We start from the raw sequence: 24785 nt of genomic DNA, 5'->3' as shown, positions 1-24785 counted from the left end.
CAATCACAGGGTGGAGACGGATGCACGCCCCGCCGAACGGTGCGCGGTCGCGAGGGCGGGCTTCGTCGGGAAGCCCGCCCGGGCGTCGCCGATCCGCCGCAACCGTCGCGGATCCCGTGCCGATGCTCCATGCTGCAGGGCAAGACATCGTGTCGCGCCGGTGCCGCCGGCTTACGTCCGCGTCAGACCCTGAAGGCTGTGCGCGGTTGCAAGATGCGCGGGGCGGTCTTGTTTCCGCGGAGAACAAGACCAGTTATAACAACACCATGACACTGTCGCGCCGGCATTTTCGCCGGACCCGTATGGACCGAACGTCTCGACGGCACGGAGCATCGTGCGTTGCGGGATCGCTCGATACGGTGCGGCGTTCTCTCACCATCCCCCTGCCGGGCGGCCGTCGGCGCCAGCATGAGATTCCGCGAGCTTTAGTGCGATGAACCAACTCGTCCGCATGTCCCAGATCGGCGAAGCAGAGACCATCACCGAGCCGTCCGCCGAGTTGCGCGTGCCGTTCGCGCAGTCGGGCGCCTTCGTGTGCAAGTTCATCATCGGCGAGCCGAACGATCGCGCGATGTGCTGCGGCGCTCCGGTCGCCGAGGGGAAGAGCTGGTGCGCCTTCCACCGCCGCATCGTGTTCGAGCCGACCCGCCCCGGCCGCATCCGCTGAGCGCAGCGGCCGGCTTCGAGGACTGCGCGAGCACGGCGCGGTCGTACGCGGATCGTCAGCGCCCTCGTGATCGAACGAGGGCGCCCGCACGCTAGTCCAGCCCGTCATCGTCGTCGTAGGGCCGGTAGCTGCGCACCATCCGCCCATCCGGATACTGCACCGAGCGGGAACGCACGACGAGGTAGCCGGCGGCCTGCGCCGCCGCGATGCGGCGCATCCGGTCGTCGCCCTCGGCGAAGATCGGGTTGCGCTCGCCATCGCCCGGGCCCACCACCCGCCCGACCGGCAGCGGAGCGTACGGGTAGGGCGGCGCTGAAAACGTCCGGGGCGTGTAGGCCCGCGCGGCGACCCGGCGCATCACCGGCCGCGCGGCCTCACGACGCTCGACGACGCGCGGGGTCGCGATCCGGGCACGCGGTGTCGCGGCGATCACCTGCGGATGCGTGCGCCGGACCTCGCGCACCCGCTTGCGCACCGGCACTGCTGCCTGGTGGGCCGGCCAGGACGCCGGTGCCGTGGCCTTGCTCGCGGTCTCCGACCGGCTCGACGCGGCTCGTTCGTCCGCCGATCGGCCCGCGCTCGCTGTCGGCTCCGTCACCGGAGCGGCGGGGATTGCCGCGGCCGGCGGCGCGGCGGGCGTGGTGCTGCGCGCCGGCGGATCGGTCCAGGCGCCGTTGGGGGCGGTCTGCGCGGAGGCGGCCGTCGTGCCGAGCGCTAGGCTCAGCATCAGGGTCGCCCTGAGGATTCCACCGGCTCCGATCGACATCGCGCACTCCCTGGCGGATGGCGGCGGCAGCGCGGACGACGCTGCCTGCCTCGGCACAATTCTTACCGAGATCTTACGACAGCGTCCACGAGGATTGTCCTCGCCCGGTGCCGCGCGGCACGCGATCAACAACGTACCCGCGGCGACCAGTGCACGGCGATCGGGCCTGCGTCCGAATGCCGTCCGGCGCTACTCCGCCGGCACGCCGTGCCCGCCCGGCGCCCGCACCGCCGGGGTCGCGGCATCGGCCTTCTCGCCGGCGAGCACGTCCTTGCGGCGGAAGAGCCGCATCACGACCACGAAGAACACCGGTACGAAGAACACCGCCAGGATGGTCGCCGAGATCATGCCGCCCATCACGCCGGTGCCGATCGCCTGCTGGCTCTTCGAGGCGGCGCCGGTGGCGATGGCGAGCGGCACCACGCCGAAGATGAAGGCGAGCGAGGTCATCACGATCGGGCGGAACCGCAGCGTCGCCGCCTCGATCGTCGCGTCGACGATCGAGGTGCCCGGCTTCCACAAGTCCTTGGCGAACTCCACGATCAGGATCGCGTTCTTGGCCGACAGGCCGATGATCGTGATCAGCCCGATCTTGAAGTAGACGTCGTTGGGCAGGCCGCGCAGGTAGACCGCCGCCACCGAGCCGATGACGCCGAGCGGGATCACCAGCAGCACCGAGACCGGGATCGCCCAGCTCTCGTAGAGCGCGGCCAGGCACAGGAACACGATCAGCACCGAGAGCGCGAGCAGCAGCGAGGCCTGGGACCCGGCCTGCTTCTCCTGCAGCGACTGGCCGGTCCAGGTGTAGCCGAAGCCCTTGGGCAGCTGGCCCATCAGCCGCTCCATCTCGGCGATCGCGTCGCCCGACGTGTAGCCGGCGTTGGGCTCGCCGGTGATGCGGACCGACTGGTAGCCGTTGAAGCCGACGATCTGCTGCGGCCCGACGCTCCATTTTAGGTCGGCGAAGGAGGACATCGGCACCATCGTGCCGGAGGCGTTCTTCACCCCGTAGTTCAGGATGTCGGTCGCCTGCATCCGCTGGAGATCCTCCGACTGGACGATCACGCGCTGCATCTTGCCCCGGTTCGGGAAGTCGTTGGTGTAGACCGAGCCGAGGTTGACCTGGATCGTCGCGTTGATGTCCTCGAACTTCACCCCGAGCGCGGCGGCCTTCTCGCGGTCGATGACGAGCTCGGCCTCGGGCGCCGGCGGCAGGCCCTCGATCTTCATCTTCTGCAGCACCGGGCTCTGCATGGCGAGCTTCAGGAGCTGTTCCTGCGCGGCGAGCAGCGCCGAGTAGCCCTTCTGAGCGCGGTCCTGGAGGCGGAACGAGAAGCCGGCGGCGTTGCCGAGGTTGTCCACCGGCGGCGGCTCCTGCGCGTCGACGATCGCGTCGCGATAGCCGGAGAGCGCCTTGTTGGTTCCGGCCACGAGCGCCGAGGCCGCGTTCGCCGCGTCGCGCTCGCCCCAGGGCTTCAGCGTCACGAAGGCCTGGCTGGTGTTCGAGCCCTGGCCGGAGAACGAGAAGCCGTTCAGCATCGTCACCGTGGCGACGCCGGGCTGGGCCAGCAGATGCTCCTCGACCTTGCGCACGGCGGCCTGCGTCCGGTTGAACGAGGCGCCGGGCGGGGTCTGGATGTCGACGGTGAAGAAGCCCTGGTCCTCCAGCGGCAGGAAGCCCTCGGGCAGCCGCGCGAAGGCGAAGGCGACGCCGGCGACGAGCGCGAGGTAGACGATCATCACCCGGCCGGACTTCTTGATGAACCACGCGGTGCCGCGGCCGTAGCGCTTGGTCTCGCGGTCGACGATGCGGTTGAACCAGCCGAACACGCCGCCCTTGGAATGGCCATGGCCCTTCGCGACCGGCTTCAGCAGTGTCGCGCACAGGGCGGGGGTGAGCGAGAGCGCGAGCACCGCCGAGAAGGCGATCGAGGTCACCATCGCGATCGAGAACTGGCGGTAGATGATGCCGACCGAGCCGGGAAAGAACGCCATCGGGATGAACACCGCGATCAGCACCAGGGTGATGCCGATGATCGCCCCGGTGATCTGGTCCATCGCCTTCTTGGTCGCGTCCTTCGGCGACAGGCCCTCCTCGGTCATGATGCGCTCGACGTTCTCGACCACGACGATGGCGTCGTCGACGAGGATGCCGATGGCCAGCACCATGCCGAACATCGTCAGCACGTTGATGGAGAAGCCCGCGAGCAGCATCGTGCAGCAGGTGCCCATCAGGGCGATCGGCACGACGATGGTCGGGATCAGGGTGTAGCGGATGTTCTGCAGGAACAGGAACATCACCACGAAGACGAGCACCACCGCCTCGACGAGGGTGTGCAGCACCTTCTCGATCGAGGCCTTCACCGCGGGGGTGATGTCGTAGGGGATGTCCCACTTCAGGCCCGGCGGGAAGAACTGCGACAGCTCCTCCATCTTCTTGCGGATGGCGCCCGCCGTCTCCAGGGCGTTGCCGTCGGGCGCCAGCGTCACCGAGATGCCCGCGGCCTGGCCGCCGTTGAGGCGGGTCGAGAACTGGTAGGCATCGCCGCCGAGCTCGATCCGCGCGACGTCGCGCAGGCGCACGTTCGAGCCGTCCGAGTTGGCGCGCAGCACGATCGCGCCGAAGTCGTCGACCGAGGCGAGCTGGCCCTTGACGATGATCGGCGCGGTGATCGCCTGGCTGTACGGGCTAGGCTGCGCGCCGACGGCGCCGGACGCCACCTGGATGTTCTGGTTGCGGATCGCGTCCGTCACGTTCTCGGCGGTGAGCGAGAGCCCGCGCAGCTTGTCCGGGTCGACCCAGATGCGAAGGCTGCGCTCGGTCGAGTACAGCGTCGCGCGCCCGACCCCGGGAATGCGGCGGATCTCGTTGATGACGTTGCGGATGAGGAAGTCGCCGAGCCCGATCTCGTCCATCTTCCCGTCGGTCGAGACCAGGGTGATGATGTTGAGCGTGGCGGCCGACGCCTCCTCGACCAGGATGCCCTGCTGGCGGACTTCGGCCGGGAGGCGCGCCTCGACGCGCTTGAGGCGGTTCTGCACCTCGACCGAGGCCAGCGCCGGGTCGGTGCCGGGCTGGAAGGTCGCGGTGATGTTGACCGCGCCGAACGAGTCGCTCGTCGACTCGAAGCTCATGATGTTGGCCGCGCCGTTCAGCTCGTCCTCGATCAGCCGGGTCGTGCCTGTGTAGAGGCTCTCCACCGAGGCGCCGGGATAGGCGGTCGACAGGGCGATCGCCGGCGGCGCGATCACCGGATACTGCGCCACCGGCAGCAGCGGCAGCGCGAGCGCGCCGCCGAGGATGATGAACAGCGCGACGACCCAGGCGAAGACCGGCCGGTCGATGAAGAAGCGTGCCATGGATGTTCCGGATCAGCCTGTCGGGTGGTCGGTCGTCGGCGCGTCGTGATCAGCGCAACTTGCTCAGCGCGTCTTGGCGGCGGCCTCGGCCTTGCCGTCCGAAGTCTTGCCGTCCGAAGCCTTGATCGCGCCGGCCTTCGCCGCGCTCGCCTTGGCTTCGGCGGCCCGGGCCTCGGCGGCCTTGGCCTCGGCCATCTTGGCTTCGGCGACCTTCGCCTCGGCTTCGGCGACCTCGTCGACGTCGTGCGGCATGGCCTCGGCGGTCTCGTGCGGCGGCGTCTTGTCCACCGGCTTCACCTGCTGGCCGGCGACGATCTTCTGGAAGCCCTCGATCACCACCCGCTCGCCGGCCTTGAGGCCGTCGCGGATGAGCCAGTTGGTGCCGACCACCGGGCCGACCTCGACCGGCTGGAGCATGACCTTGTCGTCCGCCTTGACGACCCAGACCTCGGCCTTGCCGTCGTTGGTGCGCTGGATCGCCTGCTGCGGCACCGCGATCGCATCGGAATCGATGCCCTGCTTGATCCGGGCGCGCACGTACATGCCGGGGAACAGCTCGTCGTGCGGGTTGGGGATCTGCACGCGCAGCGTCACCTGGCCGGTGCTCGGGTCGGCAGTGACGTCCGAGAACAGGAGCCGGCCCGCCATCGGGTAGAGGGCGCCGTCGTCCATGATCAGGTGGACGTTGGCGGAATCGCGCTCCAGCCGCGAGAGCTCGCCGCTGGCCAGATCGCGCCGGAGCTTGTTCAGCTCGCCGACCGACTGGGTGATGTCGACGTAGATCGGGTCGAGCTGCTGGATCGTGGCGAGCACGCCGGTGGTGCCGGATTCGATCAGGGTGCCCTCGGTGAGCAGCGCCCGGCCGATGCGGCCCGAGATCGGCGCGCGCACATCCGTCCAATCGAGGTTGAGCTTGGCCCGGTCGCGGGTCGCCCGGGCGCCGGCGACCTCGGCCTCCGCCTGCTTCTTGCCGGCGAAGGCGGTGTCGTACTGGGCCTGGCTCGCCGACTGGCGGGTGAGCAGCGTCTCGAGGCGCTCGGCCTGCTGGTTGGCGAGGACCAGGGCCGCCTCCTGACGCGCCAGCGCGGCCTCGGCGCTCATCAGATCGACCTGATACGGTGCCGGGTCGATCTTGTAGAGGACGTCGCCCTCCTTAACCTGGCTGCCCTGCTCGAACAGCCGCTTCACCACGAGGCCGGAGACGCGGGACCGCACCTCGGCGATCCGCATCGGCGCGACGCGGCCGGGCAGGTCGCGGACGTAGGGGATCGCCTGGGGCGCCACCGTGACGATGCTGACCTCCGGCGGCGGAGGCGGGACCGGGGCCGAGGCCTGCTTCTGGTTGCAGGCGGAGAGCGCGACGAGAAACACCCCGAAACCGAGCGAGGCAGGGCGCATCCGGCGGGCGGACAGGGAGAAGGTCAAGGTCGGGTCGCTCCTGCGAAACGCATCTCGGGGAAGGCCGAGGCGAGGCTCGGCCGTCCGGTGTGTGTCGGTGGCGCGTGGTGCCGGATCGTTCGGCAACGGTCGCCCGCTCGAGGGGTCGGGGCAACCGCGAGGACAGCGCGAGACCCCCGCTTTCGCAGGACATCTTGGCGATCCCGCGACGACGGGCGGAAAGTCCGCGCCGTCGGCCCTTCAGGCGAGCCGGGGCGGGCGGTCGGGCGGTGCGGAAGCCCGTGCGCGCACGACGGCGCGGCCGCGCGGAACGAAGGCGGATCCGGACAGGCATCGGAGGAGGTGCGGCAGCGGATCGGCGGAGGCCGGGCGTCCGGCCCAATCGTCGGCCTCGACCGCGTGCGGCACGACCATGTCGACCGAAGCGTCGGCGGCGTCGGCCAGGACCGACCGGGGAGCCGTCAGCGTCGAGCCGCTCCCCGAGACGGCGGCACCGGCCTCCCGAGGGAGACCGACGACGAGCAGCAGCACGCCGACCACGAGAGCGACGAGCACCCGCAGCATCGTGGCACGAGCGGCCACGCGGGCCGGCGCAGCGATTTCGGAGGGGCATGTCACAGCTCCCATAAAGGCTCTGGCCCATCGCGGCACAACCGGCTGCGACATCTTGTCGAGAGGGTTTGCGAGAAATCCGGGAACCAATCGCCCTCCGCCTCCGACCGGGTGAAGGGCTTTCCGGGTCGGCAGGCCGCGATCCGCCCGCAGGAAGTGTTGCGGCGATCCCACAGGCGGCGCGTTCCGGGCCCCCAACGCATCCGACGTCCGCCGCTTGCCGCAATGCCCGCCTATCCGGCAGCGGATCGAACGAACCACCGGAGGATCAGCATGACACGCCGCATCGCCACACTCTGCCTCGCTGCCGGGCTCGCGCTCGGCGCCGGCGCGGCGCACGCGAACCCGTTCGATGCCGGGCCGATCGCCGACTTCATGAACATCTTCCGCACCCAGGCGATCCCGCGCGAGACCATCGCCTGGAAGGGCAAGGAGAAGCCCGGCACCATCGTCGTCTCGACGAGCCAGCGCCGGCTCTACTACGTGCTCGGCGGCGGCGAAGCGGTACGCTACGGCGTGGGCGTCGGGCGCGAGGGCTTCTCGTGGTCGGGCGAGAAGAGCGTCACGATGAAGAAGGAATGGCCGTCGTGGCGGCCGCCGTCGCAGATGCTCGCCCGCCGCCCGGACCTGCCCCGCTTCATGGCCGGCGGCCAGGACAACCCGCTCGGGGCCCGGGCGATGTATCTCGGCTCGTCGCTCTATCGCATCCACGGCTCCAACGAGCCCGAGACCATGGGCGCCGCCGTCTCTTCCGGCTGCATCCGGATGACCAACAAGGACGTGGTCGACCTCTACGATCGCGTCCGCGTCGGCACCAAGGTGATCGTTCGCAACTGATGGTTGATGGCGGCGGGATCGGGCGCCGGCCTTCGTCCCGCCGTGGCGGAGGGCTTCGCCTGGGCAGCCGTCGCCTCGACCGACAAAATTACAATTCAAGATTGTAATTTTAAGTCTTTGACAGCGTTTGCCGTGAAATCCTGCCGTCCGCGCCCGATCGGGCGTCCGGGACGGTTTCGCATGGCGGATGATCGAGCAGGCTCAGCGGCGATGCGCGACGCGCGGACGGCGTCGGTCGAGGCGTCGCTGCAGGGCCTGATCGACCTGGCCGCGGACCTTCTCGAGGCGCCGATCGCCGCCCTCCTCGGCGCCGGGGCGCCGATCGGGCCGCGAGCGGAGGAAGCGAACGCGCTCGCGCCCTTCCGCGACCGTGCGATCGCCCGGGGCGACGTCCTCGTCGTCCCCGACGCGGCGATCGATCCGCAGTTCCGTGCCGGCTCCGCCGGCCGCGGCGCGATCCGCTTCTTCGCCGGCGCGCCGCTGATCGACCGCGACGGCACCTGCCTCGGCGTGCTGTGCGTCGCCGACCCGGCGCCGCGGCCGCCCCTGGCCGACCGCACGCGCCGGCGGCTGGCGCGGCTGTCCGACCTCGCCGTCGCGGTGCTGGCGCAGGGGCGGCGGACGATGGCGCAGCGGGACGCGGAAGGGTTCGTCGCCGCCACGAGCTCGGCGCTGATCACCACCGACGCGACCGGCCGGATCACCTTCGCCAACCCCGCCTGCGAGACGCTGCTCGGCTACCCCGCCGGTGCCCTGGCCGGGCGCGACGTGGCCTCGATCGTGCCGCTGCGCCTGCGCGGGCACCACGTCGCCGGCATGGGCGCGCTCACCGCCGGCGGCCCGCCCAAGCTCGCCGGCCGTTCCGTCGAGGTGACGGCTCTGCGCGCCGACGGCGGCGAGGTGCCGATCGAGCTGTCGCTCTGCGCCTGGGGGGAGGGCGCCGCGATGGGCGTCGGCGCGGTGATGCGCGACATCTCGGAGCGCCGCCGCCGCAACGCGCGCCTGCTCCGGCTCGCCCACGAGGACCCCGGCACCGGCCTGCCGAACCGGGTCCGCCTATCCGGAGAGATCGATGCGCGCCTCGCCGCACGCCGACCGGTCGGGCTGCTGACCCTCGGGGTCGACGGCCTGCGGGCCGTGACCGACGGGTTCGGCTCGGGCATCGGGGCGGCCTTGCTGGAGGCGCTGGTGGTGCGGCTGGCCGGACGCCTGCCGCCGGGGGCGCTCCTGGCCCGCCTCGGCGAGGACGAGCTCGCCGTGCTGCTGGCCGCGACCGAGGCGCCCGGCGAGGCGGATCTCGAGGCCGGCACCGAAGCCTGCGCCGAAGCCCTGTTCGCCGCGCTCGCCGAGCCCGTCACAGTCGGCCACCACGTCCTGCATGTCGGCGCGCGGATCGGCGCCGCGCAGGCGCCGCGCGACGGGGCCGACGCGGCCGAACTGATGGCGGCGGCCGACCTCGCCCTCGAGCGCGCCCGCCACATGGGCCCGCGCGGCTACCGCGCCTTCACCCCCGCGATGCGGGATGCGGCCAAGACCCGGCGCGACCTGCAGGATGCGCTCCTCGACGGCCTCGCCGCCGGCGAGGTCGCCCTGCACTACCAGCCGCAGATCGAGCTCGCGACCGGGCGCCTGCGCGGCGTCGAGGCCCTGATCCGCTGGAACCACCCGACCCGCGGGCTGCTCGCGCCGGCCGAATTCCTGCCGGCGATCGAGGCGAGCACCCTGGCGACCCGCTTCGGCCAGTGGTGCCTCGACGAGGCCTGCCGCCAGGCGGCCGCGTGGCGCAAGGCCGGCCTGCCGCGGATCGGCGTGGCGGTGAATCTGTTCGACGCGCAGATCCGCGCCGGCACCCTGGCCGAGGTGGTGATCCAGGCCCTGGCGCGGCACCGGCTGCCGCCGGAGATCCTGGAGCTGGAGGTGACGGAGATGATCGCGCTGGCCGACGCACCCGCCACGCTGGAGCCGCTGCGGCGCCTGCGGGCCCTCGGCGTCGGCATCGCGCTCGACGATTTCGGCACCGGCTACGCCTCGCTCTCCACCCTCAAGAGCTTCCCGCTCACCAAGCTGAAGATCGACCGCGGCTTCGTCCGCGACGTGCTCCACGACGCCCACGACGCGACCATCGTGAAGGCGGTGCTCGACATCGGCCGCAGCCTCGACCTGATCGTCATCGCCGAGGGGATCGAGACGCCGGAGCAGGAGGCGGCGCTGATGGGCATGGGCTGCCGCTACGCGCAAGGGTACCGCTACGGCCGGCCGGTGCCGGGCGATCTCCTGGGACGTCGCCTCGCCGAGCCCGTTCCCGCCAAAGCCTTCTCCCGCAGCGCCTGAAGCCGGTGCGGGACGCGCCCGGGGCGGGCCGTCACTTCGGCATGAAGACCCAGTAGTCGAGGTCGAGGATGACGCTCGGGTGGTAGCCGTCGCCCTCGCGGCCGGGATGCGCGGCGCAGGGCTGGTTCTTGGTGGCGACCGTGCGCAGCCGCAGCAGGCCGACGTCGCCGCGACCGGTCTCGGCCGTGTCGAGCACCTCGCTCCAGGCGTAGACCGTGTCCCCGGCAAACAGCGGCGCCACGTGCCGGCCGGCGTTGATGCCCGCGATGGCGAAGGCGTTGGCGAGCCCGTTGAAGCTCAGGGCGCGGGCCAGCGAGATCACGTGGCCGCCGTAGATCAGGCGCCGGCCGAAGCGGGTCTCCTTGCCGCTCAGCGCGTCGAAATGCACCTTGGCCGTGTTCTGGTAGAGGCGCGTCGCGATCTGGTGCTCGGCCTCCTCGACGGTCATGCCGTCGACGTGGTCGATCTTCTCGCCGACCGCGTAATCGGAGAACCGATGCGGGCTGCCGGCGAGGTCGAGATCGTAGGCCGAGACGTCGAGCGGGGGCAGGGCGCCTGCGAGGTCGGCCGGGTCGACCACCTTGGCGAAGCTCGGCACGTGCTCCTCGGCGATCGCGGCTTGCGGGTCGCGCTTGCGCACCAGCACCCAGCGGCAATAGCTCAGCACGGTCTCGCCCTTGGCGTCCGAGCCGGTCGAGCGCACGTAGACGACGCCGGTCTGACGGTTCGAGCTCTCCTTGAGGCCGATCACCTCGGAGACGGTGGACAGGGTCTCGCCCGGATAGACCGGACGGCGGAACCCGCCCTCGGCGTAGCCGAGGTTGGCCAGCGCGTTGAGCGAGATGTCCGGCACGGTCTTGCCGAACACCACGTGGAAGGTGAGCAGGTCGTCGAGCGGGCTGCGCGGGTAGCCGATGCCTTGCGCGAACGCGTCCGACGACTGCACCGCGAAGCGCGGGCCGTAGAGGGCGGTGTAGAGCGCGACGTCGCCGGTGGTCACCGTGCGGGGCGTGGCGTGGCGGATGGTCTCGCCGAGGCGGTAATCCTCGAAGAAGCGGCCGGGATTGGTCTTCATGGGGCTCGGGGATCTCCGCGTCCGGGCGCGACGGTTTCGAGGACGGTGTGCGGCGGGTCGGCCGCCGGCGCGCGGGTCCCACGATCCAGAGGATCGCGGGACCGGCCGTCAGCGGGCGTAGACGTAGGGGTCGGCCGGCACGAACTCGTGCAGCAGGCGGCTCACGAACAGCAGCAGCAGGATCAGGATGATCGGAGAGATGTCGACGCCGCCGAGGTTCGGCAACAGGTTGCGGATCGGGCGCAGCACCGGCTCGGTGATCCGGTAGAGCACCTCGCCGATCTGCGAGACGATCGGGTTGCGCACGTTCACCACGTTGAAGGCGACGAGCCAGCTGAGGATCGCGCTGGCGATGAGGACGTAGATGAAGAGCTGGACGACGGTGTCGAAGAGCCAGATCAAGGAATTCATGCGCGAAACACGTGTCCTCGTGCGCCCGCGCGGGACGCCGGAACGGCGACGCGACGGCAGCGGGAATCGGGAATTGACAGTTCGATCGGCGCAAGCCTAAAAGGCCGGCGCCTTGGACGGGGCTGTAGCTCAGATGGGAGAGCGCCGCAATCGCACTGCGGAGGTCAGCGGTTCGATCCCGCTCAGCTCCACCAGGCTTTCTTACCCAAAGTTTGTAAGGGTGATAAGGGCTTGGTGGCTTCGGCTAAGGGTTTGTCCCTAGTGCCGGTCCAAGCGTATCTAGCTTAGTAAGTCGGCCTGTCACACTGGTGTCACAGTGGGCAGACGTTCGCATGGCTACGATCCGAAAGAGAGGCTCGTCCTGGCAGGCACAAGTCAGGCGAGATGGTTCTCGTCCCACTTCAAAATCGTTCAATCTCAAAGCCGATGCCGTTCGATGGGCACGTGATATCGAGCGGGCCATTGAACAGGGCGAACAGCCTTCTAAGACGAAAATACTGAAAACACTCAAACTATCGGATCTTTTAACTCGCTACGAAGAGAGCATAACCCCTAGCAAGAAGGGTGCGAACCAAGAGCGCTACAAGCTCAAAATGATTCAAGCTCACCCGATTGCCAACCTTAATTTGAGTCATATCACTACGAAGAGCGTTGTAGATTACCGCGATAGTAGAATGCAGCTTGTTCAGCCATCAACGGCCAGAAGAGAACTGGCAATTCTACAGCACTGTTTTGAAATTGCAAAAAAAGAATGGGGATTCCCGCTATCCTGCAATCCAGTGCACAACATAAAACTACCAGAGGGATCCAAAGCGCGCCAAAATCGACTAACCCCCGGCGACGAAGAACGACTAAACGAAGCACTAAAGCAGAGTAGACTTTGGTATTTACAACCGCTTGTTAGACTTGCAATAGAAACCGGTATGAGACGAGGCGAACTGCTGTCTCTTAGATGGTCCAGTGTCGACTTTTTACAAAGAACAGCTAGACTTGAAGATACAAAGAACGGGCATCCGAGAACTATACCCTTGACATCAACTGCAATAAAATTGTTACAAGTACTTCCAAGAAAGTCAGACCTTATAATTCCCGTAAGTGGTAATGCTGTTCGTCTTGCGTGGGAGCGATTAAGAGTAAAGGCGCATCTACCCGATCTAAGATTTCATGACCTTCGGCACGAAGCTATAAGCCGTTTGACGGAAATGGGCCTAACGGTTCCCGAAGTAGCCCTGATCAGTGGCCACCGAGACTACAAAATGTTGGCACGCTATACTCACATTAGACCCGAGAACGTGGCGAAAAAACTTGAAGACATCTACGCGGGCCGGGCTGATGAAGGGCCGGATGAGGGAGTTTAATCGGGTGTCGCATGGATTGTTACCATAAAAATCGGCGACTGCTTGGATGGGCATGAGCGTCTGCCAATGCCAATGACGCACTGTCTCTTGCTACCCTAAAATTGGAGGCCATCACCGGTGATCAAGCATCGGTGATGGTCATCAGAGCTTCGGTTTTCCCGTAAATTTACAACCAACGCTGATTTAAACAGCCGTAGACGCGTGGGAGTTTCGGAACTGCACTGTTTGCGTCTACCCTAAATTTTTTACCCTTCGCAGGTTGCCCGGAGCGGTAGGTGTAACGCTCAACAGTTCTTTCGCTAACTCATTGTAAAGCTTATTTTTTATCCGCGTCAATGACTGGCGAAGGGCGGATCCGGGGTAGTTTTGAGTAGGTCGTCGTTTCGAAGATAGTCGAGCTTGCATCGAAGGGTGGTCGTCTGAGAGTCATGCGCAGGGCCATTTGTTCGCTGCAAGACCATTAGCCCAAAGACAGACAGCCTTCGCGAAAGCAAAGGCAAGACAAGAAATTTACACACAAAAATAAGATAAGTATGTCATGTATAAAAATATTGCGTTTCTTAACGTCATATGATAATGTAAGTAGATTGGCGCACGGATACGCCGGGCCTAGACGATCAACACACGGTCACTCCCACAACGGAAGACGATCTGTTTTTATAACAAGAGGTAATGTTGCGTTCTATCAAATACGTTCCCGCATGTCCGAGTGCGGGCAAGACCTACCAAATTCAATGCTATGCTTCGAACATAGTGAAGCATGGTGGGAAGGTCATCATTGTTCAGCCAACTACTGAACTTATCGATAAGACCTATGAAGAGATGGCCGCTCGGTTCCCGGATGTCAAGAATACTCGAATTCACGGAAAGCTTGGGATAGGTAAAGTCAGACCGCACATCATAAAGTTTTTCAACAAGGCGAATGATGGCGGTGAAGTAGTATTCTTAACATGGGCATCCTTCGTTTCTCTGGGATATATCCACCGCAGAGAAGATTGGCATCTTGTCATCGATGAAATCCCAAACGTCCTGGCCTTCCGAGAGCTAAAAGTATCTCAAAGTCATGCTACTCTTACCGATGCCATCTCCATAAAGCCCATCGGCCCAAAATATGCATTGGTAGAAGTCACCGATGCCGGGACTATTCGATCACTTGCTGAAAACCAAACCGGGGATGAAGGTTGGACTCCATTCGTGGAGGTTGCAAGTCGTCTAAGGTCTGATCATTATAAAAATTATGTGATACAGACCAGCTACGACCGATTGGTTAAGAACAAAGGAAAAGCTGGTGAGCGCAACTTGGCAGTGTTCTCTGTCCTACAGCCGACCATTTGCGAAGGTTATGCATCAGTACTGATAGCTGGTGCCCGTGCCGAAGAAACTTTGCTTTTCAAAGCATGGTCACAGATGGGCGTGAGATTTGAACTAGATACATCGATTGTCAAGAAACTGCGATACACAGAACACGCCAATGGTCATCTTGTTCGCTTCTACTATGCGTCTTCAAGAAGGTGGTCCAAGAGCTTGTCTCAGTCAGATGAAAACACTCTGTTGAAGGATATGATCAGCAAGGCGGATGTGGTGTTTCCAGGTAAGACGTTTGCCTACCTGTCTAACAATGGTTGTAAAGCGACAGAAGGCCTAGAGGATGAGGAAGGTGATATTGTTGCATTACCTGCTTGGTCACACGGCCTTAACGACTTTGCTAGGTTTCACGACATCTTGATCACCGGTGCTTATAACTTTACACCAAGTGCTATTGCATTCATGGCTGACATGTTTGGTATCACTGACGAGGAACTACGTGTCGCACTGATGTGTCATATCTGTTATCAGACGCTTTGTCGTTCTTCGATCCGAAACCCAGATAGTCATGACATCAAGACTTTCATATTACCCGATCAGTTAACCGCTGAATGGTGTCAGAATATCTTTCCGGGATCCACATGTGAGTCTCTTAACATCGATTCGGCCCCTGTAAAGCAGAGGGGACGCAGAAAGACCCATGGAAGTCGTGTTGAAGGAAAGAAAATCAGTAGGGATAGAATCAAAAGCGAACTGAAAGAGTTTGGGTGTTTAGAGAGTCTTGTTAGTAAGGTAGGTATCGATACGGTCTATGTCGATGATGTGGACACAAATACCTTGCTAGTTAAAGGGGAATATGTCCCACTCTTTAGAGGAACATGTTTGCGTCAAGCAAATGACAGGGGCCAGTTCGTTACAGGCCACTTCTCCATGTCACAAGATCGATTCGCCAAGTTCTTGGAAACAAGATCGCGGATACCCATTGATAGCAAGAATGACAATCTACAAGTAAGTCCAGCCATGTTTGAAGCTGATCGTTCTATCAACACGAACATCGGAAACGAGAACGTCGTTTTTGCCAACGATCTATGGTTGGACTTCGACCATACGGACCTTATCCCAAGACATCTTGCTGATCTGTTTCCAGGGTTGATGATCCATACCTATGAAACTTACTCTAGTACCATAGGCGACTTGCGGTATCGGGCTTGGGTTCCACTTTCGGGGCCGGTGACCAACGAAGAGTATCGACGAATTTTCAAGATGGTGAAAGCCCATATTGAAGAGAACGGTTACATGGACAGGGCCAGGGCTTCCCAAGTTCTCGACGCTAAGTTCCATGGTCTCGATAACAAGCGTAACGCCTCTGACAAGTTCTATCTCCCTTGCAGACCGGCAGATGGACGAAAGAAAACGTTCAGATCGTTTATCGGCAAGGGTAGAGAGACGTTGAACGTAGGCGCATGGCTAGAGCTACCAGCCATTGAACACGTGTCTATGGTAGTGATCGATGAAACGCTACCTTGCTTACTATCAGTCGACCTTAGTCCAAAACAAGAGGCCCTAAGAGATTGGGCGCTTGATCGATATGTTAACACTAAGGTTGGCGGACAGTATGATGCGTTTGGAACCCTAAGCTTCACACTGATCGCCAATGGCATCCGTGGTTGGGAGTGGAACAACACCATGAGTATAGCCGTCCAACGGTCTCACTCAAAACTTGATCGTAGTCGAGATATGGCAAGGCTCAGAAGGTTCGCCTACTGATCACAACCCGCGGCTTAATATTTACAACAAGGAATGGCATGAGGAATCACTTTGTTCCATCCCTCCCGAGGTAAATGAACTTAAAAAAAGAAATCATTACTTGACTTTTGTAAGTAAGGCTGATATTATGAATGTCATAGGCTGATGTTAATCCATGTAGGAGACTGTATGACGGAAGAAACTATTCAACACCGAGTGCATATTGCACTAAAGCAGTGTGATGGGATGCTAGAACACTTTCATAGAGATCACCAGATGTTCCACGATGGTTGTGTCTGTGGAGTCGATAGTGACGAAGACGACTGTATGTCCGATTTTGATGACGTACTTGGCTTGAAGTTCCAAGAAGTCCAACTCGCGCGCAGCATGATGCACACTTGGTTCACGGGAGATGGTCGGTTCAAAGACGGGACGTTACAATATGAAGCAAGTGAATTGTTTTCATACTGCCTGAACTATGCCAACCTACAAAGTCCGATTTTAGCACGGACGTTAGAGTTGTTGATTAAAGACATTGATCGTATGATACCTATGAATCCCGGTGCAGTAAAAATCGAACCGCTGTGTTTCTTGGGTATCGATCAAAAACTGTCGCATCAGCAAAGAATATAATGTGACCCCCGCCCTTAGGTGCTGATGATTTTTGGGGTTAGCAGTTGCCCTTTCGGGGACAGCATCAACCAACCGGAGCGTTCTACGGTCGCGAGGCCACAACTCCGCGATGATTGCAGTGGCGCCCCCTATGGCACCTTTCAGAACGCCCTCCCTGTGGTCTTACACATTCCTTGAAAGGCATCGTCCGTTTCGGCAAGGGCTTTACCCCACTTCACGCTATGGGTGATCGTGAGGGTGAAGCCCCCTGTGGTCCTGTCGATCTGAATGGCGTTCTCCACCCCCGATCCGACTGCCTGCTTGGCGCTAATCTCGGCATCGGTGAAGGTGGTGGTCGTTGCCCCATTACCCGATACCATGGCCAGCACCTTCCCGGCTGCTACATCAAGGGTGACCGGGAATGCCAACGTCTGGCCTTGATCCTTCTGTGATGTCCCCTCGCACAGAAGGAAGCTTCGATCACCTTCGTCGGCGTTGGCCGGGCTTGCAGCACCAAACAGAGCCACGATGACCAGGGAGACAAGGAACATGGGGAAGGGCGTCATCCACCCGATCTGATCCCTGCCGAACCAAACGACAAGACCGGGCCGTTAAGGGAACGGCCCGGCCTTATGCCTACGTAGTAACCTTGCGGTTTGCCACATAATCTTCCATCAACGTGCGAAGAATGGTTGCAACACTCACATTGTCATCTACGGCATAGTGTTTCATTTCTCGCATAGTGTCGTCATGGACCCAAAGCGTGTAGAGCCTAAAGTTCAGATTGTCGCTTGGATCAGACATTATAGGCGATCCTGGATAGTTCGTCTCGAATGTCGGTCAAAACTACCCCATACTCTTTGTCAGATCGTTTACTGTAGACGGCAGAGAACAGGTTCAGAAGGGATTGTACAACAGAGCCTTGTTCGCCAGAAGTCTCTTCGTAACGCACGATTCCCTTCTGCAAATAATTCTGTCGAGTCTTACCGTATGCGGCCCCTTCGTCGTCCGGACAAATGAAAGTGAAGTGATGGTCTAACACGGCCATAGCTGAGTTCATTACATGGATGTCGTTCGATAGTTCTTCTTTGTTTTTCATTGATGTGCCTATACTGATGTGTTGACGTATGTACTTAGTGTCATACACATCTATTTAGGCATCTAAGTACAGCGGTATCACTATAGATCCTTTCAAAATCAATATTCAACATCACAAAGCTGTTACTGTGCTGTTGTGATGAGTTTCTTCAACTATTTGATGATGCTAGGTTTGAGAAACCGGTCGGCGAAAGCTACATGCCGCGGCCCATCTGATCACCTGCTGACATGATCGAATCTGCCTCGTAACCGCGTCGTGTTCGGGCAGTCTGTCGATAGCCACTGTTCCCACCGGCCACGCTGAGATCGTCACCGTCAATTTGGACGTGGGTGTTTCCTGTGCCTTCGGCTTTGACCAGCGCGAACAGGGCAGCGGCATTCCGAACCGAAAGGCGGACGCAACCATGCGAGACCGCGCTACCTAACTGACGAAGATGGTTCGTGCCGTGAATAGCGTGCCCTTGCCCTGTGAAGAAGATCGCGAACGGCATCGGGGCATCGTCAAACTCACGGGAGAAGTGCGTTCGTTCCATGCGCTGCGGCCGGTATGATCCCCCGGGCGTGTCATATCCGTCCGCGCCCGTTGAAACCGGCCAATCATAACGCTGCTGGCCATTCACCGTGACGGCCATCCTCTGACCGGTCTTGTCCACGGTGATTGAAACCTCTGCCTTGGCTGAACCGGCGGAGGCGGTGGTGAGGACCGCCCCTAGAAGGGCTGCTAGATAGCTGTGACGCATTGCCGAAAGCCTTAGTGTAACGGTGCTGTGAGCCGAAGCTACACCGTTTCAGGCATACCTATCCATTGGCCTCACGCACCAACAGCCGGACCTAGTGATCGGAACCTAACGCTTGGTACCGTACGCTCACGACCCACATCAGCCGTAGGGACCGCCGTCGGCGCATCCCGAAAGCGGTCAACGTCGGCGGAGTTAGTCACGTTCTGCCGGGTCCGGGGCGATCGGATCGTCAAGAGGGCGGGTGAAGTAGCGGTTGCTTGGGCCAAGCCAGGGGGCAATACGTACCGAGATGATGCACTTGAGACTGAACTGCGCCCGGAACGGTCTGCATGGGTAAGCTACGAGCTGCCGCGTCGGACACCGCCTTTGTCGTAGTACTCGCTGCAACGGCGTTTTGGCTTGCCGAGACGATGACCGGCCTGCTGCCATTGGGAACACTGCCTGTAGCGGCTCTCTATCTCCACATCTGGCTTACGATCCTCGATGGCGGCTGGACAGGTCTGCGACGCATCACTTGGTTGCTTCTAGGGTTGAGCTGGTTCGGTGCCGTTGCCGCGGGCTTCCTCGGATACGTGTTGCCTTGGGGGCAGCTCAGCTTCTGGCTGGCCGCCCAAATGTCTGCGCTGCCCATAATCGGCAGTTCCATAATAGAATGGGCCTTCCGTCATTCAGGCAATGCCGTCCTGGCCGGAGCAGCGGGGCTTCTAACGATCCTGCCGTTTGCTGCGGACGTGGTGGTGGCGACGGTGCTTCGGTTGCGCGGGCGCCCGATTTGGAGTGCCGTCATCATCCTGGCCACAGGCGCCGGGCTGGCGGTGCTACTCTGGCTGGGAAGGACGCCAGGACCTGCGGCACCGGTCAGTTCGGACAACTCATTGACGCCGGTCGGCATAGTGCCGCGTTGGTACATGCTGCCGTGGTACGCGATACTACGCGGCCCGGCTGACAAGCTGCTGGGCGTGGCGCTGATGGCGTTGGCCGCCCTTCTCCCGCTGGGAGCGCCATGGATGCGGACCGAACGCTTCTGTTCGGGCGCTGCCGGGATCGTCTGGCCCCTGCTCTGCATCGCCTTGCTTGCGGACTTCTGCGGATTGGGCTGGCTCGGGGCGCAGCCGCCGGAAGGCAGCGTCATCGTGGCTTCACGGGTGCTCACCGCCGGGTGGTTCGCTTTCTTTCTACTCGCGGTGCCGCTCATGAGACGCATCGTCCGCCACGACGGGTATGCGTCGCGCATTTGAATTACGCGAGCGGGGGCCGCGGCGGAGTCCGCTTACTTGCATAACCAGCCGAAAGCGGACGGTGGCAAATCCACCCAACGCGGACGTTCGGCGCGGGCACCAAACGTCAGCCTTTCACTCCTAGCAGGCGGTAGACGGATGCCCGCGACACGTTCAGTTCACGCGCGATGGCCGTTCCACCCAAGCCCGATGCAGCCAAGGCTTTCACCTGGTCCCCATCGATAGACGGCTTACGCCCTTTGTAGACGCCTTTCTGACGTGCTGCCGTGACACCCGCCATCTGCCTCTCGTATCTGATAGCGGTCTCGAATTCGGCAAACACCCCAAGCATCTGTAGGAAGCACCGTCCAGCCGCTGTGGACGTGTCGATAGGCTGTTCCAACGCCACAAGGGCCACACCAGCCGCTTCCAGCCGTTTGACGATCCCACACAGGTCAGCAACCGAACGTGCCAGCCTGTCGATTCTTGTCACAAAAATTTTGTCACCGGGTCTCGCGAATTGGAGCAGCGTCTCTAGCTCTGAGCGGCCTTCCACTCTCGTCCCTGTGTGGGTCTCGGCGCGGACAACCTCACACCCCGCAGCCATCAACGCCTCTTGCTGGATCGTAAGAGATTGGGAGGCCGAACTTACGCGCGCATACCCATAGGAAGCCATAGCGATCTGTCTCGTTTGGTTCTAGACCCGACCACTATGGTGTCTCGGAGTTCGAAAGTCGATTCAAAAAAGACACCCGTTTCATATGGAGCGGGTGTCACCGGGTGTCTCGTATGGCTGACTCGAAAGCGTCTACCCAAAAAAATTACACAGTTGATAACGACAACGTTAAATGGCTTTGATGACTTGAATATCAACAATGTATGAGCGTGTTACTTATGTTGCCGCATCCAAGTTCGTATCGGTTGCGTCAGAGTCTATCTCCGATGTTTCTACTGAAACTGTAGAGATACGTCGTTCGAGTCTTGCCACTGATCGACTGATCTCTGCATCTCCCGTTCTATCTTCGAGCTGCTTTAACATGTGAATGGCGGCCTCAAAAACTGCACCTCTGCCCGTGAGCTTCGCAATCTCGATTCCAACTTCACAATATGCGCTGATTACCCCCGTTGAGTTCTTGTGACGATCAGCAAGAGAAGCAGCTATCTCTCTTGCTTTATCCAAGAGAGCAACACGATCTTCTGTCATCAACCCCTTCGTTCGGACAGCTCTCGCCGTAGACAAGTTTATTTTATAGCGTGCGGTTGGCGCATCCATGCGGAAGTCAGATCGAAAAACCTTGATCTCTGTATCCGCAGCATCAAAATCGTTCTGCTCAATCAGGTTACGTATCAATCTATGCCGGGGAACACGCTCGCCAGGAGCCGTTGAGATAAGTTTTCTTAGAAGGACGTTCTGATCTTTTAAGTTTGTGATAGTGGCCAACCCCGTCTCAACATTGCAAAGTTCTCTTATGGTTCTTACTTCTATATCGTATGATGGTCGGATGTTGTCTATCACCTTTTCAAATAGATCGTACCTTTTATTCTTATCATAATATTTGTGATCAGCAACGATCCCCATAATGACTCGATGCCTCCCACGCCAAGCATATACGCCCTGCTTTTCGTCAACTGTAACTTCGTGAACTATGTCCTCCAATCTCGAAAGTATACTAGAGAGCTGCATCGGCTGCAGGCCTAGAAGTCTGATAACTAACTGCCTATGAACATGAACACCCGCATTTTCCATTGCCGCAACAATTTTGTATACGTCCTGTAAATCTCCATCAAGCGTCGCATATTCACGCAAGATAATATCATCAAACTTTTCAGACGAAAAAATATTCTTCAAGCACACAAACATGTCGGCTTCGCATCGATGTGTAAGCCTTCTACGGCGTTCGATGCGTGAATAACCAGCAAATCGTTCTTCGACCAACTCTCTTAATACCGAATTTGTGTCAACGAGGTTGAGAAGCCTATCAACCTCTTCATTTACAATTTTATTGATCGCGTATACTTCTCCATTCTTTGTTATAATTGGACTTTTGATTCTCGGACCCCAATTGTAGCTCGTCGAAGCAAGTAGAAATCGAAGTGACTTGCACTGGTCGCGGTGTAACGACTCGACAAGTTCGTTGATACTCGCAAGTTCGCGATGGGATTCATCAACAAATAGAACGCCATCCAGATCCGACTCTTTCAAATAGAGGGCAACATCTCGCCATCTACTTGGAACAAAGTTTTGGTCTTCCTTGTGCTCCCAAGCATGGAACCCTTTTTCGGCCAAGGCTGCTAGGACCTGCCTAGCCGCCGTTGTTTTGCCGACACCGCTCGGACCTATCAGCACCGCGATAGCTGATTCATTGCGTACAAACTGTTCGACTATCTTGTAGGCGGCGGTCCTCTGAAAAGAATGACCCGACTTTATATTGCCGTAGGAAGCTGGCCAGCCATTATACATAGCGCTAAAGCTGGCATTTTGATTTTCGATGGCATGGGATACCTCCACTGTAACTGGCCGAAGAGCTGGCACGCGGTCTAATGGATCCTTGCTGTTAACGAGCGCTGGTTTCGGTTCAATTCGTGCCACAAGACCCGCGAAGAAATCATCGAGCCCACCAAATACAACTTCGACCCCCCTGCCTTCGAATAAGGTGGCCCTGCCGTCATCACGTGTGTATAATAGCAATGTGATACGACTTTGAAGTCCTGATCGATTTATCAAAGACAATGCTCTATTGACCACAAACTTAATATCAGGGTCTGCAAGCGAATGGCCAATTATAATTAAATGGGAAGCACCTACATCTGCTTTAAGCCTATCAAATAACTGATCCCTGTACTCATCAGTAAGGTCATAGTCGGCCTCTGTAAGTATTATTCGCGATCGATCTCCAAAGCTCACATCCTTGCTAATCGTCCCGTGAAGTTTGAAGTATTGCGTTGAGTTAGAATCTTCTCTTAAACCAAAATCAAAATTTGTAGAGTATGTGTTGAGCGCACGGTTGCGTCGCTTATAAGAAACCTCGATAAGTTCATCATAGTTCGTAGAGTATAAGCTTTTCCAATCGTAGAGGGGAAGATTTAAAATGGCACCGGTCGGATTAAGATGCTTGAATTTTGATTGCAATTCTTCGATAAGACGACGGCGATCTCGCGTGTTTTGTTCGATTATGCTCGTTTGTTCCGCCAGAGAATATCCCTGGCTACTCACCCCAAATATCTTTTCAAAGTGGGCTTGGAGAACCTGTACGCTTGGCGCGCCAGACGGTATCGAAGATCCTGCGCCAAAAAGTAATACTGTGCGAGACGGTTGAATATCTTTCACAAAACTTGTAAGATCTATAGGCATTACTTAATCCCGCTCTTTGCACGGCAGATCGCGCACTATCTTGCCGATCTGTAAACTGCGGAGTTGATATTTCAAAGGGGGCGCGTTGTCTTGTTTAATTTTGATGCGCTTACTAGGCAGGGTGCAATTGGCACGATCTAAACGGTTCACATCTTTGAACTGCAATCGTCTGCGTTGAACCGACTGTGGTAATCATCGGCTTCCTTGAGATACTTCCTGTGTCAGTCGCATGGGAAACGGCTCAAAAGGCACGTTGTCGACCGTTGTGCTAGCGGTCTTTCCACAGCGGCGCGGCATTGTAAGACTTCGACGAAACAAGGGTTCTTTTGAAATTTGGTTGCAGCACTTTGGCGGCTGACGCACTAAGTGAACTAAACTTACTGTCACTTTTGCCCCTCGAAAATCATCGGGAAAAGGTGGCTACGCTTGTCACACTGGTGTCACAACGGACAGGAATTTTGTGGTCCAGGGTGGCTTGCTTTCGCCTTGGGTAACCGGTAGTTTGATGGCGTAACAGGTTGATTCACATAGCCTTTTATGCTTATGGGGCTGTAGCTCAGATGGGAGAGCGCCGCAATCGCACTGCGGAGGTCAGCGGTTCGATCCCGCTCAGCTCCACCAGGCTTTCCTGGTGGTCGATCGTCAGGTGAGGTCCGGCCGCGATAACGTTGCCGCGACAACGGGTTGAGGCCCGCCATCAGCATTTCTGCGATCCTGCGGATCGGCGTCGCGCACGCGCTCCGAGCCTGTCGGCCGGCGGCGTTCCCGCCGTCCTGCGAGCCTTCGGTCGACGCAGGGTCTGAAGGCGTCGCGACCGCTCCCGTCACGGGCCGCCGAAGCGTGCGGGCGGGACCGAAGCCCGATTCTCGCGCCGCGCTCTACGGAGCGGTCCGGCCGATCACGGCGCGCAGCGGATCGCCCGGGGCCCCCTCCGGCAGGACGACACGGGTCTCGACGGTCGGGAAGCCGGCCTGGCGGAGATAGAGATCGATCAGCCGCGCCTGATCGTCGCCGCCGAGGGCCTGCCAGATCGCCACGGCCTTGGTCGGGAAGCAGCGATTCGAGAAGGTGATGATCACGGGCGCGTCCGGGCGCAGCAGCCGCGCGGCCTCGCGCAGCACGGCGACCGGATCCTGCAGGTACTGCACGCCGACGCAGACGAGGACGGCGTCGATGCTGCCCGCCTCCAGCGGCAGGGCCGGGTCGCCGTTGAGGTCCTGCACGAACGAGGCCGTCAGGCGGGGATTGGCCGCGAGCTCGCGCCCGTTGAGGCCGTGCCCGATCACGGCGGCGTAGGCGATCTCCGGAGGCAGGTGGCTGACCCAGCTCGACATCAGGTCGAGGAGGCGGCCGCCGGCCGGGAGCAGGGCGCGGTAGAGGTCCGTCACGGCCGCGATCGCCGCGTCGTCGATGTGGGTGACGAACCGGGGCTGGGCGTAGAACAGGGCGTCCGGCGCCTGGTCCCGCTTGCGGAACGCCTCCGGCGGCAGCTGGGGAAGGCTCGTCATGGCGTCACTCCGTTCGGGATCTCGTCGCGCCTCGCGCCGCCATGCGACGGCGCCGTGCGCGGTATCATCCATCGCCCGGCCCGACGAAGGCCGCTTGCGCGCGAGGCGACGCCGTAAGCTCAGATGTCCTGCCGGAGGTGGTCGCCGGGCGGCCGGAAGGGAAGCGCCAGCACCTTGCGTCCCTTCAGATCGTGCACGCTCACCTGCCACTCCGCCCAATCCGTCTGCCCGTCGAGCGTGACCATCAGGGCTTCGGCGACACCGCGCGCCTTGGCGGGCAGCCTGTGCGGCAAGCGGATGTCCTTGCCGACCGTGTCGACGACGCATTCGAGGCCGTTCGTGCAATGGAAACGGTAGCGTGCCATGGCCGTGCAACTCCCTAAGCGACCGAG

General features: G+C 60.9%; 19 protein-coding genes and 2 tRNA genes. 9 read left to right on the top strand and 12 right to left on the bottom strand.

Features of this window, described 5'->3' with window-relative positions:
• Positions 1 to 433: 433 nt before the first annotated feature.
• Positions 434 to 667 carry a hypothetical protein gene (locus MKK64_RS17200; RefSeq protein WP_147729797.1) on the top strand — a complete coding sequence of 78 codons (234 nt, stop codon included), beginning with the start codon at positions 434 to 436 and terminating at the stop codon, positions 665 to 667.
• 91 nt (positions 668 to 758) lie between these two features.
• Here the strand turns inward: MKK64_RS17200 and MKK64_RS17195 are convergent, their stop codons facing one another.
• From MKK64_RS17195 to MKK64_RS17180, 4 genes are all read right to left on the bottom strand, one after another.
• The gene (locus MKK64_RS17195) at positions 759 to 1433 is read right to left on the bottom strand and encodes a hypothetical protein (RefSeq protein WP_243936101.1); all 675 of its coding nucleotides are present in this window, start codon (positions 1431 to 1433) and stop codon (positions 759 to 761) included.
• Positions 1434 to 1622: 189 nt separating this feature from the next.
• Complete coding sequence (locus MKK64_RS17190; RefSeq protein WP_147728075.1) at positions 1623 to 4793, bottom strand: multidrug efflux RND transporter permease subunit; 3171 nt, start codon at positions 4791 to 4793, stop codon at positions 1623 to 1625.
• A 63-nt stretch (positions 4794 to 4856) separates the two neighbouring features.
• The gene (locus MKK64_RS17185) at positions 4857 to 6191 is read right to left on the bottom strand and encodes an efflux RND transporter periplasmic adaptor subunit (protein WP_243936179.1); all 1335 of its coding nucleotides are present in this window, start codon (positions 6189 to 6191) and stop codon (positions 4857 to 4859) included.
• 240 nt (positions 6192 to 6431) lie between these two features.
• Entirely contained in the window at positions 6432 to 6746 is a 315-nt protein-coding gene (locus tag MKK64_RS17180; protein WP_243936099.1) for a hypothetical protein, read from the bottom strand.
• Between the two features lie 330 nt (positions 6747 to 7076).
• Between MKK64_RS17180 and MKK64_RS17175 the strand changes: the two genes are divergently transcribed.
• On the top strand, positions 7077 to 7640 hold the full coding sequence (locus MKK64_RS17175) for a L,D-transpeptidase (RefSeq protein ID WP_147728073.1): 564 nt from the start codon (positions 7077 to 7079) through the stop codon (positions 7638 to 7640).
• A 180-nt stretch (positions 7641 to 7820) separates the two neighbouring features.
• The gene (locus MKK64_RS17170) at positions 7821 to 9971 is read left to right on the top strand and encodes a putative bifunctional diguanylate cyclase/phosphodiesterase (protein WP_243936097.1); all 2151 of its coding nucleotides are present in this window, start codon (positions 7821 to 7823) and stop codon (positions 9969 to 9971) included.
• A gap of 31 nt (positions 9972 to 10002) precedes the next feature.
• Here the strand turns inward: MKK64_RS17170 and MKK64_RS17165 are convergent, their stop codons facing one another.
• On the bottom strand, positions 10003 to 11046 hold the full coding sequence (locus tag MKK64_RS17165) for a MaoC family dehydratase (RefSeq protein WP_243936094.1): 1044 nt from the start codon (positions 11044 to 11046) through the stop codon (positions 10003 to 10005).
• 108 nt (positions 11047 to 11154) lie between these two features.
• A complete protein-coding gene (locus MKK64_RS17160) occupies positions 11155 to 11457 on the bottom strand; it encodes a YggT family protein (RefSeq protein ID WP_147751992.1) in 303 nt (100 codons plus the stop codon).
• Positions 11458 to 11575: 118 nt separating this feature from the next.
• Between MKK64_RS17160 and MKK64_RS17155 the strand changes: the two genes are divergently transcribed.
• The 4 genes from MKK64_RS17155 (at position 11576) to MKK64_RS17140 (ending at position 16499) form a co-directional block, all read left to right on the top strand.
• A tRNA-Ala gene (locus MKK64_RS17155) sits at positions 11576 to 11651 on the top strand.
• 138 nt (positions 11652 to 11789) lie between these two features.
• Positions 11790 to 12815: a site-specific integrase gene (locus tag MKK64_RS17150; RefSeq protein WP_243936092.1), complete on the top strand. Its 1026-nt coding sequence runs from the start codon at positions 11790 to 11792 to the stop codon at positions 12813 to 12815.
• A 672-nt stretch (positions 12816 to 13487) separates the two neighbouring features.
• Positions 13488 to 15887: a hypothetical protein gene (locus MKK64_RS17145; protein ID WP_243936090.1), complete on the top strand. Its 2400-nt coding sequence runs from the start codon at positions 13488 to 13490 to the stop codon at positions 15885 to 15887.
• Between the two features lie 168 nt (positions 15888 to 16055).
• On the top strand, positions 16056 to 16499 hold the full coding sequence (locus MKK64_RS17140; protein ID WP_243936088.1) for a hypothetical protein: 444 nt from the start codon (positions 16056 to 16058) through the stop codon (positions 16497 to 16499).
• 140 nt (positions 16500 to 16639) lie between these two features.
• On the opposite strand, the gene MKK64_RS17135 is transcribed toward MKK64_RS17140, so the two are convergent.
• Positions 16640 to 17044: a hypothetical protein gene (locus tag MKK64_RS17135; protein WP_243936086.1), complete on the bottom strand. Its 405-nt coding sequence runs from the start codon at positions 17042 to 17044 to the stop codon at positions 16640 to 16642.
• A 726-nt stretch (positions 17045 to 17770) separates the two neighbouring features.
• On the bottom strand, positions 17771 to 18316 hold the full coding sequence (locus tag MKK64_RS17130; protein WP_243936083.1) for a L,D-transpeptidase: 546 nt from the start codon (positions 18314 to 18316) through the stop codon (positions 17771 to 17773).
• A gap of 410 nt (positions 18317 to 18726) precedes the next feature.
• Between MKK64_RS17130 and MKK64_RS17125 the strand changes: the two genes are divergently transcribed.
• The gene (locus tag MKK64_RS17125; protein ID WP_243936081.1) at positions 18727 to 19554 is read left to right on the top strand and encodes a cytochrome b N-terminal domain-containing protein; all 828 of its coding nucleotides are present in this window, start codon (positions 18727 to 18729) and stop codon (positions 19552 to 19554) included.
• Between the two features lie 106 nt (positions 19555 to 19660).
• Here the strand turns inward: MKK64_RS17125 and MKK64_RS17120 are convergent, their stop codons facing one another.
• Both MKK64_RS17120 and MKK64_RS17115 read right to left on the bottom strand, forming a co-directional pair.
• Entirely contained in the window at positions 19661 to 20209 is a 549-nt protein-coding gene (locus tag MKK64_RS17120) for a recombinase family protein (RefSeq protein ID WP_243936079.1), read from the bottom strand.
• A gap of 216 nt (positions 20210 to 20425) precedes the next feature.
• Entirely contained in the window at positions 20426 to 22885 is a 2460-nt protein-coding gene (locus MKK64_RS17115) for an SIR2 family protein (protein WP_243936077.1), read from the bottom strand.
• Between the two features lie 545 nt (positions 22886 to 23430).
• Between MKK64_RS17115 and MKK64_RS17110 the strand changes: the two genes are divergently transcribed.
• Positions 23431 to 23506 (top strand) — tRNA-Ala (locus tag MKK64_RS17110).
• A gap of 257 nt (positions 23507 to 23763) precedes the next feature.
• Here the strand turns inward: MKK64_RS17110 and MKK64_RS17105 are convergent.
• Together MKK64_RS17105 and MKK64_RS17100 are read right to left on the bottom strand one after the other, a co-directional pair.
• On the bottom strand, positions 23764 to 24393 hold the full coding sequence (locus tag MKK64_RS17105; protein ID WP_243936076.1) for a class I SAM-dependent methyltransferase: 630 nt from the start codon (positions 24391 to 24393) through the stop codon (positions 23764 to 23766).
• A gap of 119 nt (positions 24394 to 24512) precedes the next feature.
• Entirely contained in the window at positions 24513 to 24758 is a 246-nt protein-coding gene (locus tag MKK64_RS17100; RefSeq protein ID WP_147842077.1) for a DUF6894 family protein, read from the bottom strand.
• Positions 24759 to 24785 lie beyond the last annotated feature (27 nt).

The organism is Methylobacterium sp. E-025 (assembly GCF_022829705.1).
Taxonomy (GTDB): domain Bacteria; phylum Pseudomonadota; class Alphaproteobacteria; order Rhizobiales; family Beijerinckiaceae; genus Methylobacterium.
This window is presented reverse-complemented; position numbering and strand designations above follow the sequence as displayed.